This window comes from Winogradskyella sp. KYW1333 (assembly GCF_003335675.1).
Classification (GTDB): Bacteria; Bacteroidota; Bacteroidia; order Flavobacteriales; family Flavobacteriaceae; genus Winogradskyella.
Genome location: NZ_QPHL01000017.1, coordinates 271466 through 284496 on the forward strand (window position 1 = coordinate 271466; position 13031 = coordinate 284496).

Here is a 13031-nt window from a genome sequence, read left to right on the forward strand (position 1 = left end):
ATATGATTTGGGTATTTGGCACCATATTCATTTTTGTTTTTGCCTTTGTAATTATAAAGCTTACAATAAACACAAAGGGAAATCCAGATTCTAAATTGGGAATTTTAGAACATCCGAGTAGTTTTAACAAACAAGATGTTGAAATGGTAGATGATAGCCTTAACGAAGTCAATTCAGAGCATTTAAATTAGATCTTATGAATGAAGACGAATTAATATCTAAAATAGAGGAGGAGATTAGTGTCACAGAGAGAAAGATTAAAGACCTACGAAATCTAACTAAGCCTATTTCTCCTAGTGATGCAATTGGTAGAGTGAGTAGAATGGATGCTATCAATAACAAAAGCGTAAATGAAAACTCATTGCGTCAGGTGGAGGTTAAACTCAGCAATTTAAAACGTGTATTAGAAAACGTTGGGACCCCAAATTTTGGGATTTGTGTAAAATGTAAAAACCAAATTCCAATAGGTAGAATTCTCATTAGACCCCAAAGCTTGCTTTGCGTTAATTGTGCCAGATAATAAATTTATAATGATAAAATTCTTAGTCCAATAAAGAATGTTCTTGGCATTCCTGGTCCATAGACATAATTACTATCTCTGTTCTTACCGGTATCAAAATCATCTTGATAAGCATTGAATATATTTTTAATTCCTCCAAAAACTTCAAGACCAGCACCTATATTATCGATATCAAAACGGTAACTTGTTCGCCAACTAAACTCATGAAATGATAGCGTTGTTTTATATTCATTAACTGTTTGTTCTGGTGCACCAGCAAAATGGGCTATAAGCATATCACCAGTATAAACGTAGTTTAAATTTGTATTAAATTTGTTGTTGGGTATATAACTTAATGTGGCAAAACCATATTTATTCGGAGTTCTCAAGAATTCTCGTCTTGGTGTTAAACCTTCAATAGTTTCAACTGCCGTACTAAACTCACTTGTCTGTAGTGTAAAACCGGCTTCTAGTTGCATTTTTCTTTTATAGTTTGCTCTTGTTTCGATAGTAATACCTTGTACTACTGCAGCATCACCATTTTGTTTCTCAAATCGTTGACCAAATTCATCTTCTCCAATAGGATTAAGATAGAAAGCGTCTTTAAGTTTGGTATAAAAACCTTCTACTGTAAAACCAGCAATGAAATTTTCTGTGGACTTATCATAATTTATGGAAGCGCTAAAACTATTTGATTGTTCTTCTACCAAATCATCATCCAATGAAATTCTAGATACACCTCCTCCAGCAAATGCGATATGTAAATCTGTATCAAATGCCTGAGGTGCTCTAAATCCAGTGCTCCATGTAGCACGTAATTGAACGTTAGATTCTGATTTATACAACAAAGAAAAACGAGGACTAACAATTAGGTTGTCCACGAGGTTGTTACTGTCTACTCTAAATCCAGAAAGTAGATTAAGTTTTTGGGTGATTTCCCAATCACTTTGAAAAAATGTCCCTAAGTTTTTTGTTGTTTGATCTATTTTGTAGTTATACGAATCAATTACATCTAACACATCATCAACCAAATATTCTGAACCTATTGTCAATACATTGGTGCCATTTAGAAAATCATTTAACCGATGATTAAGTTGCACACCTCCTTGCAAAGTTGTTGTTTTTGAGGTGCCATAAGGAGCATTTTCAATATGATTTTGAATTTCGTCTTCATCATCTGGGAAAATACCAGTATAATGATCTCGATCTGTTTGTTGACCAGCAAAATATGTGATTAATGAACTATTATCATTATTGAAGTTAATTTGGTAATCTAAACTTCCCATAACAACATCGTGTGTTCGTTCTTCGGCTTGTTGTGTTAAATATGATGGTCTATCAACCATCTCACCTCCATAGCGATATTCATTGAGCTTACTAAAACTAACTTCGAATTTTTGATTCTCGGATGGTAAAAAGAAAGCATTTGCACCAAAAGAGTTATTCTTCAGACTCGTTAATTCTGAAAAATTATCATCATTATGGTCATATAAATCACGATTCCGGTTATTGATGAATAATGAAACTCCAGCTTTTTCTGATTTAGAAATTACTGTAGCATTGCCCGTAACCATATGGTCATCTGCACCACTATTAATGTTTTGATAGGTATAGTTAACTTCAAAATTATCATTTTTAGGAATTTTAGTAATTACATTAACGACACCTCCAATTGCACTTGAACCATATAGTGATGAACCTCCACCACGTATGGTTTCTATACGCTCTATCATATTTACTGGTATTTGTTCTAAACCATATAAGCCCGTGAGTGGGCTAAAAATTGGACGACCGTTTATTAAAATTTGAGAGTAACCACCACCAAGACCATTAATACGCAGTTGCGTATAGTTACAAGTTTGGCAATCAGTTTCAACTCTTAAACCAGGTTGAAATTTTAATCCATCGGAAAGATTACAGGCCTGAAGTGAATTAAGGCTTTCACTGTTTAAAATATTAACGATTACCGCAGAATTGTTTTGTCTTTTAAAAGTGCGTGTCCCAGTAATTACAATTTCATCTAAAAGCTCTGTTTCTAAATTAAAGTTTAGGGTTGTATTGCCTTCAATAGTTACTTTTTTTCTAATGGTTTTAAAACCAGTCATTGAGACAACGATGGTATAAGTGTTTGCTGGGACATTTTTAATTTCATAATACCCATCGGCATTACTAACGGTTCCATGCGAGGTAGTCTCTAAATATATATTAGTGTATGGCATAGAATTGCCCTCTGACGAAATTTCACCAGAAACTGAAAACCCTTTTTGCCCATATACAAACTGGCCAATAATTAAAATGATAAAGACAATTCTTTTAGCCATCCTTCAATTTTTGAAGCAAAGGTAAAATAAAATTTAGACATGTCTAAATATATATTTGGATTAGTAAAATAAAACTATATTTGTAGAAATATTATAGTTATGATTACCCTATCAGAGGAGAATTATTTAAAAGCAATTTATCATTTAGAGCGACAAATGGGTGGTGCCGTAAGTACAAATGCCATTGCTGATAAAATGGAAACAAAAGCTTCTTCCGTTACTGATATGGTTAAGAAATTAGCAGATAAAGACTATATTATCTATAAAAAGTATCAAGGTGTTAGTTTAACGGCTAAGGGTAATAAAACAGCAGCTAATGTTGTCCGCAAACATCGCTTATGGGAAGTTTTTTTAGTAGAGAAACTTAATTTTTCTTGGGATGAAGTACATGATGTTGCCGAACAACTTGAGCATATTAAATCTCCTAAGTTAATTAATGAATTAGATGTATTTTTAGAATTCCCAACACATGATCCTCATGGTGATCCAATACCTGATAAGGATGGAAATATTTCTAAGTTAGATAAGATTAGTTTATCTAAAGTTGCATTAAATGATTTATGCACTTGTGTTGGTGTTATTGACTCTTCGGCAGAGTTTTTAAAATACCTAGACAAGCATAAAATAGCCTTAGGAACTCAAATAAAAGTTATAGAAAAAGAATCATTTGATGAATCAATGACGATTGTAATTCATAATTCAGAACTCAACATTTCAAAAACAGTTGCTAACAATATATATGTAAAAACGCATTGATATGATAGATAATGTAATTCAATATTTTGAGACAATAGACCCTGTTTTAGGAGCACTTTATGCTTCGTTATTTACTTGGATATTAACTGCTGTAGGTGCTGCCTTGGTATTTTTTGTAAGAGGAATGAACAGAGCACTTTTAGATGGTATGTTAGGATTTACAGGAGGTGTTATGGTAGCCGCAAGTTTTTGGAGTTTATTGGCACCAGGAATAGAGATGAGTGAAGGAGAAGGATTTGTAAAAGTAATCCCTGTAGCTGTTGGGTTTGCGTTAGGCGCCTTATTTATTTTTGGATTAGATAAAATATTACCGCACTTACATATTAATTTTAAAGAGGATGAAAAAGAAGGGGTTAAAACACCTTGGCACAGAACAACACTCTTAGTTTTGGCTATTGCCTTACACAATATACCAGAAGGTTTAGCAGTGGGTGTATTGTTTGGTGGAGTTGCCGCTGGAATACCAGAAGCAACAATTGGAGGTGCTGTTACGTTGGCTCTTGGGATTGGTATACAAAATTTCCCTGAGGGTCTTGCTGTCTCAATGCCGTTAAGACGTCATGGCGTGAGCAAATTTAAAAGTTTTTGGTATGGGCAAATGTCAGCAATTGTTGAACCAATAGCTGCTGTTGTGGGCGCATTGGCTGTGACCTTTTTTCAACCTATATTACCATATGCTTTGGCCTTTGCTGCTGGTGCAATGATATTTGTTGTTGTAGAAGAAGTAATACCAGAAACCCAACGTGATAAATATACAGACATCGCCACACTTGGTTTTATTGGAGGATTCATTCTTATGATGACATTAGATGTTGGGTTAGGATAATTATTTCAGTTCCTATTATACCATAGGCACTTTTATGTAGAACTAAGTCAGATTGTTTTAATTTAGAATTAAGGTCTAATGACAACCACAATCGTCATTACCACATGACTTATCTGTTCTCTTTTTTGGCCACCAAACAAATATTTTAAACAAATAAACTAATGCAATCGTAAGTGCTGAAAAAACAAGTATGTATTGAATTATAGCATTCATTTATTTTAATATTTGAAAGGCTATTAATGCTACAAGATAAGCAAAACCACTCATAATTATCAGTTGGGACATTGGCCATTTCCAAGAATTGGTTTCTTTTTTAACAATTGCAAGAGTACTCATACATTGCATGGCGAAAGCATAAAATAATAATAATGATATCCCAGAAGCAAAATTAAATAGCGGTCCACCAAGAATAGGATTAACCTCTCCAGCCATTCTGTTTTTAATAGTTTCTTCCTCATCACTACCTACGCTGTAAATAGTTGCAAGGGTACCAACAAATACTTCTCTCGCCGCAAAGGAACTCACTATGGCAATTCCGATTTTCCAATCATAACCAAGTGGTCTTATAATAGGTTCTATTGCTCTACCTGTTACACCTATAAATGAATGTTCTAGCTTATGTGAAGCAATTTTTTGACTGAGTTCTTCTTCATTCAAGTTGGTATTAGCGTATAGTTCTGTCACAATACTTTCTGCATTATTAAATTGCTCACCTGGTCCATAGGAAGCTAAAAACCACAAGACAATAGAAATAGCTAAAATGATTTTACCTGCACCAAATACGAATGCTTTCGTTTTCTCAATAACTGTTAGTACAACATTTTTTAATAAGGGAAGTTTGTAATTTGGCATTTCTACAACGAAGAACGTTTTACTTCTAATTTTGAGAACCTTGTTTAAAATGTAGGCAGAACCTACGGCAGCGCCAAAACCAATGAGATAAAGTAGCATTAGTGTTAGAGCTTGATAACTCAGTCCCAAAAACCTTCCTTCGGGTATAACCAATGAAATTATAATTAAATAGACTGGTAATCTAGCCGAACAGGTTGTAAATGGTGTTACTAGGATTGTTATTAATCGCTCTTTCCAACTTTCTATATTACGAGTTGCCATAATAGCTGGGATAGCACATGCTGTACCAGATATCAAGGGCACCACACTTTTACCACTTAAGCCAAATCGTCTCATAATGCGATCCATTAAGAATACAACTCGGCTCATATAGCCACTTTCCTCGAGAATGGCAATAAAGAGAAATAAAAATGCTATTTGAGGTATAAATATTACAATACCACCAAGCCCTGCTATTATACCTTCTGCCAATAAATCTGTAAAAGCGCCATCTGGCAAGGTACTTTTAGTCCATTCACTTAAAAATGCAAATGCACTATCAATAAAATCCATTGGCACGCTCGACCAATCGTAAATTGCCTGAAAAATTGTTAAGAGAATAACACCAAAAATTAAATAGCCCCAAACTTTATGTGTTAGAATTCTATCGAGTTTTATTCTGAGGTCTTTAGCAGAGGCCAAATCAATAGTTTGACCTTTTTTAAGCGTATCATTTATGAATTGATAGCGTTTAATAGTCTCTTTTTGCTGAAGGCGTTTTAAATCTGTTTTCGATTTGGTCTTAAAACTCGCAACATCATCTATGGTTTTTCTGTTTGTTTTACCAAAGTTTACATCTTGTGTAATAACTAACCAAAGTTTATATAGCAACTGATTAGGGAAGGCTTTTCTTAAATTTTCGAAATAATTTGTATCTATGGAAGACGCATTAAGACAAGGTTTTGTGGAAAGCTCTTTATAATTTGTAATAAGTTCTTTTAAATCATCAATTCCCTTGTTTTTCCTTGTACTAATAAGGGCAATTTTTGTTTGTAGTTCTCTTTCTAAATATTCTATGTCTAAAGAGATTCCTTTATAGGCCATCCGATCAGACATGTTAATTACGAGAATAGTTGGAATTTCTAAATCTTTGATTTGGGTGAATAATAACAGATTTCGTTTTAAGTTTTCAACGTCACTTACAACAACCGCGACGTCAGGAAAATCTTTGTCATTTTTGTTGAGTAAAAGCTCAATGACTACATTTTCGTCTAAAGAAGATGCGTTTAAGCTATATGTACCGGGTAAATCAATAATATGGGCTTTAACACCACGCGGAAGCTTACAGATTCCCTCTTTTTTTTCTACTGTTATCCCAGGATAATTACCTACTTTTTGGTTTAATCCTGTAAGCGCGTTAAACACTGAGGTTTTACCGGTGTTTGGATTTCCAATTAACGCTACATTAATCTGCTTGCTCATTTACAGTTTCTATTAAAATATGAATAGCAGTTTCTTTTCTTATTGCTAAATGTGAACCATTAATATTAAGATACATTGGGTCTGCAAAAGGAGCAACTTGTACTAGTTCTACTAAATTACCAGGTAAGCATCCCATTTCAAGAAGTTTTAATGGGATATGAATAGATGAAACATCTTTAATGATGCCTTGTTGTCCACGTTTTAAATCAGCTAAAGTCACCCAATTCCTTATTTAGAATAATTTTAAAGAAGCAAAAATAAGCTAAAAATTTATGTGTCGTTGTAGGATTTGAGAAGAATTTAAGATTCTTCTTTTAAAGTTTTAATATCCTCTAAGAGTCTATCAATATCTTCTGGATTTGTACCATCATAGAAACCTCTTATCTGTCGCTTTTTATCAATAAGCATAAAATTTTCTGTATGAATCATGTCGTACTCGTCACCAGATCCATCTGTTTTTACAGCAAGGTAGCTTTTTCTAGCAAGCTCATAGATTTGTTTTTTGTCTCCTGTTACTAAATTCCATTTCCTATCTATAACACCCTTATTCTTCGCATATTTTTTAAGTTGCTCAACAGTATCTATTCTTGGTGTTACTGAATGGGATAACAGCATTATATCATCATCGTTTATAATTTCACTTTGAATCTGATACATATGATCGGTCATTATAGGGCAAATAGTCTGGCAGGTTGTAAAAAAGAAATCGGCTATATATATTTTATTCTTGTAAGTCTCTTGTGTAATTATTTCACCATTCTGATTTACTAAATTAAAGTCTCCTATTTTATGATATTTGGCCTTGTGTTGTAGCGTACTATCTACTAATTCTTCACTGACCATTGCAGGTTGATAGATTGGTAATGGCTTGTTTACATTAAGGATACTATAGATAATCATGACAATAACAACACATAAAACTGTGAAGAAAATTCCGAATTTTTTATAGTCTTTAAAAAATGAAAGAAACGACATGAATTGCCTTTATTTATTGATTTGGTAAAGGTACGACTCATTGTTGTTGTCTTTGATATTTTTAACAGATTTGTAGCTCTTTTTTTAACATAAATCTAAATCCTTGTTAAAAATGAAATGATTGAATTTAGAATTATTTTCTAAATGCATTGAAAAGATTACTTTTGTCAATCGAAATTTGAAAGTGACAAAATGGAATTTATAATTAAAATATCTCAATTTTTACTCAGCTTATCTTTGCTTATTGTTTTACATGAGCTTGGGCATTTTATACCAGCAAAGCTGTTTAAAACTAAGGTGGAGAAGTTCTATTTGTTTTTTGATGTTAAGTTTTCTCTTTTTAAAAAGAAAATTGGTGACACTGTTTATGGTATAGGTTGGTTACCACTTGGTGGCTATGTGAAAATTGCCGGAATGATTGATGAAAGCATGGATAAAGAACAAATGGCTCAACCGCCACAACCATGGGAATTCCGTTCTAAACCAGCTTGGCAGAGACTTATAATAATGCTTGGTGGTGTTACTGTAAATTTCATCTTGGCTTACGTTATATATGTGGCTGTTTCATTTGCATATGGTGATTCTGTAGTTAAAGTAGATAGTCTTAAAGACGGTTATTGGATTGCGAATCCAGCTTTAGAAGAAGCAGGTTTAAAAACAGGTGATAAGGTTATTGCGATAAATGACGCTCCAATAATTAATGATTCTGATATAGGTCTTAATATCATTAAGGCAGAACAAATTACTGTAAAAAGGGGAGAGGAAACCAAAACAATTGATTTACCCGAAGATTTTTTAGGGCAACTTTCATCTACAGGAAGTAAGGATTTGTTTGAGTATAGAGTGCCATTTATGGTAGCTCAAATAGCTGACAGTTCCGCTAATGCAAACAATGACATTAAAGAAGAAGATATTATTACTTCAATAAATGGGAAAAAATTAAAGTATTTTGATCAGTTGGATAATGTTTTGGGAGGATTAAAAAATACTTCTGTAACTGCCGAGGTTTTAAGAGATGATAAAACAATAACTACAGAATTGGAATTGGATAATGATGGAAACTTTGGTTTGAGACCCTTCAGAATTCATCCAAAATTTGAGGATTTAGGCTATTATGAAGTAACCAGAAAGTCTTATTCATTTGGAGAAAGTTTTGGAGCAGGTTGGAACAAATTCACAAAGACCATCAGTAATTATGGCGATCAATTAGCGGCAATATTTAATCCTAAAACAGGTGCCTATAAGGGTCTTGGAGGCTTCAAAGCCATATACGATCAATTCTCGAGTGTATGGAGCTGGCCTTATTTTTGGGGATTAACCGCCTTTTTATCTATAATGTTAGCCATATTAAACCTATTGCCAATTCCTGCTTTAGATGGAGGCCATGTAATGTTCTTATTATATGAAATGGTATCTGGGCGTAAGCCAAGTGAGAAATTCTTAGAACGTGCACAAATAGTAGGATTCTTTATTTTAATCGCACTCGTATTATTTGCTAATGGAAATGATGTTTTTAAAGCTTTAACCAACTAAAATATTTAGTTGAGTAAGCTCAAAAAATTAATATTTCATATTGTAGAGATTAAAAAATAATTTATATTTGCGCTCGCTATCGTAAAAGATAATCTTCCTCAGTAGCTCAGTTGGTTAGAGCATCTGACTGTTAATCAGAGGGTCGTTGGTTCGAGCCCAACCTGAGGAGCTAAGCCTTACAGAGAATGTAGGGCTTTTTTTATGCTCTTAACCATCTGCAAAACACTGTAAAAAAGGCCTTTACGATTTTTGACCTCAAAAATACATTTTCAAGACAATTGAATATAAGTATTTTTTCGGTAGCTAATTCCTATATAAAAGTGACACACATTTGATACACTTTTGGCAGACACAGTCAAATCAATTAATAAAAACACAGAGTCAGTTAAAAATCGGATTTCTTTTTGGAGTTGGTTAAGTATAGTTGCTTTTGCAATTTAGCTTGCATTATTTTTCTATGATGGGTAACTTTTATGCGAATAGTATTGATAATAAACTTTTCGGGACTAATTATTTCTATGAGTAAATTTTTAGATATAAAAATGATATTTTTACACTAACTATATTCGAAAGATGAAATATTTTATCTTCTTTATTTGTGTTGCATCTTTAATAATATGTCTGTATTCTATTATTTTATATTTTACATATGCATCATATAGCAAATACTTTTCAATTGGTTTATCAGTATTCATATTTACTGCATTTTACTTGTGGAAGAACAACTTCTTTAAACGAAACAAATGACCTTAAACGAGTTCAATAAATTAGATATGAGAGACGGAATGGAAACCGTCAATCAATTTGGTACTTTCTTGGATAACTATTATGACGATGAAGAACGTTGTAATCTATTTGCAATTGATATGTTTTTTGTCGAGGTAGCCTATCATAATAATCATAACAGAATAAAACAAATAAGAGCCTTTAGGTACGGTCACAGGCTTGACAGATATTCTAATCTAAGCATATGAAAAAAGTATTTGCCATATTGTGTATTGTAGGAATAGTTTATCCTTACTATTACATCTTTAAATTTATTGAAACAAATAATTGGGAATGGTCTACTTCACTATTTTTTGAACAAATTCATCAAAATTATGCAATGAGTATTTTAATAGCTGATTTAACTATTGCAGCCACATCTTTTCTTATTTTTCTTATTTACAGATTAAGAGTAAAAGCAATCAGTAAAAATCAGTTCATAAAGTATTTGATTTCTTTAATTATGGTTGGTTTTTCATTAGCACTACCATTGTATCTATTTGACAATTATGAAAAGAATAACTAAAACATATTAGAAGTATCAGATATGCCAACATTATTGAAATACTAACAAATACTTATTAGGCATTTACTGAAGCTAAAAATAGAGCTTAAATTAATGGCAATTATTTTATAATCTACTGATATTGAAGTTAAACTTATTGTGGAGCTGAAATAAGTAATATAATTTCATTATGTAACAATAGTTACAAAATTAATTAAGCAATATCTGTAATTTTAAGATGACTCTTTTTTAAAATAGTAAGAGTTATGGTATTAAGAGAGTATTAAACATTAATGTTTGGTACTCTTTTATTTATTTGGACTTATTGTGGAGCTGAAATAGGCGTTATAATTTCAATATGTAACAATAGTTACATAATTAATTAGACTACACTCGTAACTTTATTTAATTCTACTTCTTTAATGAATTAGACTTAATAGCTCAGAGGGTGTTATATTTTTTGGATATAATGCCCTCTTTTATTTGTTTGAACTTATTGTGAAGCTGAGAAAGGTGTTATAAATTTATTGCCACCACATACTGAAATTGATTTTATTTTTTTAGAATTTTATAAGATTTCGTATTCCTTAAATCTGATAATTTTAGGAAGTAAACACCATTTTCAAAACGTCTCACATCACAACTAAATCGTATGCTCACAGATACCTTATAAAGAAATAAGAGAACTCACTTGGGGCGACTTTTCAGAAGGCTTAAAACAAATTGAGCATAGAAGCTTCAAACTTAATCTGAGGCAAAAAAAACCACTCAATTTGAGTGGTTTTTATGTTTAGATATCTTTGTATTTGTTATGAAGCTCTTTAAGCATTACTTCTGTCATTGCATCTAAATCATAACTATGTTTCCAGTTCCAATCTTCTCGAGCGTTATTGTCATTAATTGAAGATGGCCAACTATCTGCAATAGCTTGTCTGAAGTCTGGTTTATAATTTATCTTAAAACTTGGCATATGTGCTTTAATACTTTCAAAAACATCATTTGGTGTAAAGGAAAGACCTGATAAATTGTAAGATGATCTTATGGATATATTTTCTGAAGGCGCTTCCATCAAATCTATAGTTGCCTTAATGGCATCATCCATAAACATCATTGGTAAGCTCGTATTTTCAGATAGAAAACACTCGTATTTTCCTTTTATAATTGCATCATGATAAATTTCAACTGCGTAATCTGTAGTACCACCACCTGGCATTGCCTTATAGCTAATTATACCAGGATAACGTAAACTGCGTATGTCAACACCATATTTGTTATGATAGTATTCACACCAACGTTCACCAACTTGTTTGGTTATACCATAGACTGTCGTTGGTTCGCAAATGGCATGTTGAGGTGTATTTTCACGCGGTGTAGTAGGTCCAAAAACAGCGATACTACTAGGCCAATAAACCCTCTTTATGGTTCCGCCTTTTGCTAGGTTGAGAACATGAAAAAGAGAATTCATATTTAGATCCCAAGCTTCCATTGGGTATTTCTCTCCAGTTGCACTTAATAGTGCAGCCATTAAATAGATGGTGTCTATATTATAATTTTTGCAGCAATCTTTAATGGCATTAAAGTTTTTTGCATCAATAATTTCAAAAGGTCCGGAGTTTACTAATTCTAAATTTCTGGTATTAATATCACTTGCAATAACATTATTGGTACCATAAGTTTCTCGCAATTTAGTGGTCAGTTCGGTACCAATTTGCCCACAAGCACCAATAATTAGAATTTTGGAAGACATTGTATAAATTTAAGTATTGTCAAAAATAATAAGAATTACTTCATCAATAATTAATTAAATGTCAAAAAAGAGACAATAATTACGAATATGTTAATTGTTATTTTCTGTTAATACTATAAAAGGCAAATTATAGTTTAATTATATTTACAATCAATTAAAATCTATATGAAATCAGTTTTTCTATACTTAAATTTCTTCATGTTTATATTGGTAGGTTGTGGAGAATCTGCTGATACAGATTCTACTACCGATCCAATTGATGAGCAAAAGAAAGATGAGAAAATCACACAGAAAACTATTGACGGTTTTGAATACACAGATTATGTATTGAGCGAAGAGGCTGAAAAGGCTGTTGCTAATTGGGAGAAATATCAGGAGCTTGCCATTCAGGTAAATTATTTGAAGAAAGCGGATCTGTCTTTTTTTGATAGTGAAGTGCAATTACTAATTGATTTTATCGAGAAATTTAAATCGACAATCCCAGAAGACTTGCAGACTAACCCCATAGTTTCTCGTGTGGCAATAATAGAAACAGCTTTATTAAGGCTTAATGCAAATTTAACTTTAGACAATATAGATAGTGAGGAAAAAACTCAAAGTTTAAAAGCTACTTTTGTGGCAATGGCTAATTTAAATTTTCAGATCAATAAAAAATTAGAACGGGATCTTTACGATAAAATCACTTCTGATAATTTTTAGATTAAGTTAAAGTCCTAGCAGTTTGTAACATTTACAGCCAAAAGAAGTCTTATTAATAATTATAGTTAATTCGAATTAATTAAAACCACATT

The 13031-nt window shown here is 32.3% G+C and carries 14 protein-coding genes and 1 tRNA gene; 9 read left to right on the top strand and 6 right to left on the bottom strand.

Annotated elements, in window-relative coordinates; all coding sequences use genetic code 11:
* Nucleotides 1–2 precede the first annotated feature (2 nt).
* Together DUZ96_RS11015 and DUZ96_RS11020 are read left to right on the top strand one after the other, a co-directional pair.
* Entirely contained in the window at nucleotides 3–191 is a 189-nt protein-coding gene (locus DUZ96_RS11015; protein ID WP_114301993.1) for a hypothetical protein, read from the top strand.
* A 5-nt stretch (nucleotides 192–196) separates the two neighbouring features.
* Nucleotides 197–520, top strand: a complete 324-nt coding sequence (locus DUZ96_RS11020) for a TraR/DksA C4-type zinc finger protein (RefSeq protein WP_114301994.1) — start codon at nucleotides 197–199, stop codon at nucleotides 518–520.
* Between the two features lie 5 nt (nucleotides 521–525).
* Here the strand turns inward: DUZ96_RS11020 and DUZ96_RS11025 are convergent, their stop codons facing one another.
* Nucleotides 526–2820, bottom strand: a complete 2295-nt coding sequence (locus DUZ96_RS11025) for a TonB-dependent receptor (protein ID WP_114301995.1) — start codon at nucleotides 2818–2820, stop codon at nucleotides 526–528.
* A gap of 99 nt (nucleotides 2821–2919) precedes the next feature.
* On the opposite strand from DUZ96_RS11025, the gene DUZ96_RS11030 reads away from it, so the two are divergent.
* On the top strand, nucleotides 2920–3576 hold the full coding sequence (locus tag DUZ96_RS11030; protein ID WP_114301996.1) for a metal-dependent transcriptional regulator: 657 nt from the start codon (nucleotides 2920–2922) through the stop codon (nucleotides 3574–3576).
* Between the two features lies 1 nt (nucleotide 3577).
* On the top strand, nucleotides 3578–4402 hold the full coding sequence (locus tag DUZ96_RS11035; RefSeq protein ID WP_114301997.1) for a ZIP family metal transporter: 825 nt from the start codon (nucleotides 3578–3580) through the stop codon (nucleotides 4400–4402).
* A 75-nt stretch (nucleotides 4403–4477) separates the two neighbouring features.
* Here the strand turns inward: DUZ96_RS11035 and DUZ96_RS11040 are convergent, their stop codons facing one another.
* The 4 genes from DUZ96_RS11040 to DUZ96_RS11055 all read right to left on the bottom strand — a co-directional run bounded on the left by DUZ96_RS11040 (nucleotide 4478) and on the right by DUZ96_RS11055 (nucleotide 7690).
* Nucleotides 4478–4615 carry a FeoB-associated Cys-rich membrane protein gene (locus DUZ96_RS11040; RefSeq protein WP_114301998.1) on the bottom strand — a complete coding sequence of 46 codons (138 nt, stop codon included), beginning with the start codon at nucleotides 4613–4615 and terminating at the stop codon, nucleotides 4478–4480.
* Entirely contained in the window at nucleotides 4616–6715 is a 2100-nt protein-coding gene (gene feoB, locus DUZ96_RS11045) for a ferrous iron transport protein B (RefSeq protein WP_114301999.1), read from the bottom strand.
* Nucleotides 6699–6935 (bottom strand): FeoA family protein, encoded by a 237-nt coding sequence (locus DUZ96_RS11050; RefSeq protein WP_114302000.1) that lies wholly within the window; start codon nucleotides 6933–6935, stop codon nucleotides 6699–6701. The genes feoB and DUZ96_RS11050 overlap by 17 nt, the downstream gene beginning before the upstream one ends.
* An 80-nt stretch (nucleotides 6936–7015) precedes the next feature.
* Nucleotides 7016–7690, bottom strand: a complete 675-nt coding sequence (locus DUZ96_RS11055) for an SCO family protein (protein WP_114302001.1) — start codon at nucleotides 7688–7690, stop codon at nucleotides 7016–7018.
* 192 nt (nucleotides 7691–7882) lie between these two features.
* On the opposite strand from DUZ96_RS11055, the gene rseP reads away from it, so the two are divergent.
* The 4 genes from rseP to DUZ96_RS11075 all read left to right on the top strand — a co-directional run bounded on the left by rseP (nucleotide 7883) and on the right by DUZ96_RS11075 (nucleotide 10514).
* Nucleotides 7883–9223, top strand: coding sequence for an RIP metalloprotease RseP (rseP, locus tag DUZ96_RS11060; protein WP_114302002.1), 1341 nt, complete (start codon nucleotides 7883–7885; stop codon nucleotides 9221–9223).
* Nucleotides 9224–9318: 95 nt separating this feature from the next.
* Nucleotides 9319–9392, top strand: a tRNA-Asn gene (locus DUZ96_RS11065).
* A gap of 574 nt (nucleotides 9393–9966) precedes the next feature.
* Entirely contained in the window at nucleotides 9967–10197 is a 231-nt protein-coding gene (locus tag DUZ96_RS11070) for a hypothetical protein (RefSeq protein WP_114302003.1), read from the top strand.
* Nucleotides 10194–10514 (top strand): DUF2834 domain-containing protein, encoded by a 321-nt coding sequence (locus DUZ96_RS11075; protein WP_114302004.1) that lies wholly within the window; start codon nucleotides 10194–10196, stop codon nucleotides 10512–10514. Before DUZ96_RS11070 ends, DUZ96_RS11075 begins: the two co-directional genes overlap by 4 nt.
* Before the next feature lie 769 nt (nucleotides 10515–11283).
* Here DUZ96_RS11075 and DUZ96_RS11080 read toward each other — a convergent pair.
* Entirely contained in the window at nucleotides 11284–12240 is a 957-nt protein-coding gene (locus tag DUZ96_RS11080; protein WP_114302005.1) for an NAD-dependent epimerase/dehydratase family protein, read from the bottom strand.
* A 165-nt stretch (nucleotides 12241–12405) separates the two neighbouring features.
* Here DUZ96_RS11080 and DUZ96_RS11085 point away from each other — a divergent pair, with 165 nt between their 5' ends.
* A complete protein-coding gene (locus DUZ96_RS11085; protein ID WP_114302006.1) occupies nucleotides 12406–12939 on the top strand; it encodes a hypothetical protein in 534 nt (177 codons plus the stop codon).
* Nucleotides 12940–13031: the final 92 nt, after the last annotated feature.

What these genes read in the sequence shown, in the direction of transcription:
- DUZ96_RS11015 (WP_114301993.1), top strand. Translation starts at nt 3, where the DNA reads ATGATTTGGGTATTTGGCACCATATTCATTTTTGTTTTTGCCTTTGTA.
- DUZ96_RS11020 (WP_114301994.1), top strand. Translation starts at nt 197, where the DNA reads ATGAATGAAGACGAATTAATATCTAAAATAGAGGAGGAGATTAGTGTC.
- DUZ96_RS11025 (WP_114301995.1), bottom strand. Translation starts at nt 2,820, where the DNA reads ATGGCTAAAAGAATTGTCTTTATCATTTTAATTATTGGCCAGTTTGTA.
- DUZ96_RS11030 (WP_114301996.1), top strand. Translation starts at nt 2,920, where the DNA reads ATGATTACCCTATCAGAGGAGAATTATTTAAAAGCAATTTATCATTTA.
- DUZ96_RS11035 (WP_114301997.1), top strand. Translation starts at nt 3,578, where the DNA reads ATGATAGATAATGTAATTCAATATTTTGAGACAATAGACCCTGTTTTA.
- DUZ96_RS11040 (WP_114301998.1), bottom strand. Translation starts at nt 4,615, where the DNA reads ATGAATGCTATAATTCAATACATACTTGTTTTTTCAGCACTTACGATT.
- feoB (WP_114301999.1), bottom strand. Translation starts at nt 6,715, where the DNA reads ATGAGCAAGCAGATTAATGTAGCGTTAATTGGAAATCCAAACACCGGT.
- DUZ96_RS11055 (WP_114302001.1), bottom strand. Translation starts at nt 7,690, where the DNA reads ATGTCGTTTCTTTCATTTTTTAAAGACTATAAAAAATTCGGAATTTTC.
- rseP (WP_114302002.1), top strand. Translation starts at nt 7,883, where the DNA reads ATGGAATTTATAATTAAAATATCTCAATTTTTACTCAGCTTATCTTTG.
- DUZ96_RS11070 (WP_114302003.1), top strand. Translation starts at nt 9,967, where the DNA reads ATGACCTTAAACGAGTTCAATAAATTAGATATGAGAGACGGAATGGAA.
- DUZ96_RS11075 (WP_114302004.1), top strand. Translation starts at nt 10,194, where the DNA reads ATGAAAAAAGTATTTGCCATATTGTGTATTGTAGGAATAGTTTATCCT.
- DUZ96_RS11080 (WP_114302005.1), bottom strand. Translation starts at nt 12,240, where the DNA reads ATGTCTTCCAAAATTCTAATTATTGGTGCTTGTGGGCAAATTGGTACC.
- DUZ96_RS11085 (WP_114302006.1), top strand. Translation starts at nt 12,406, where the DNA reads ATGAAATCAGTTTTTCTATACTTAAATTTCTTCATGTTTATATTGGTA.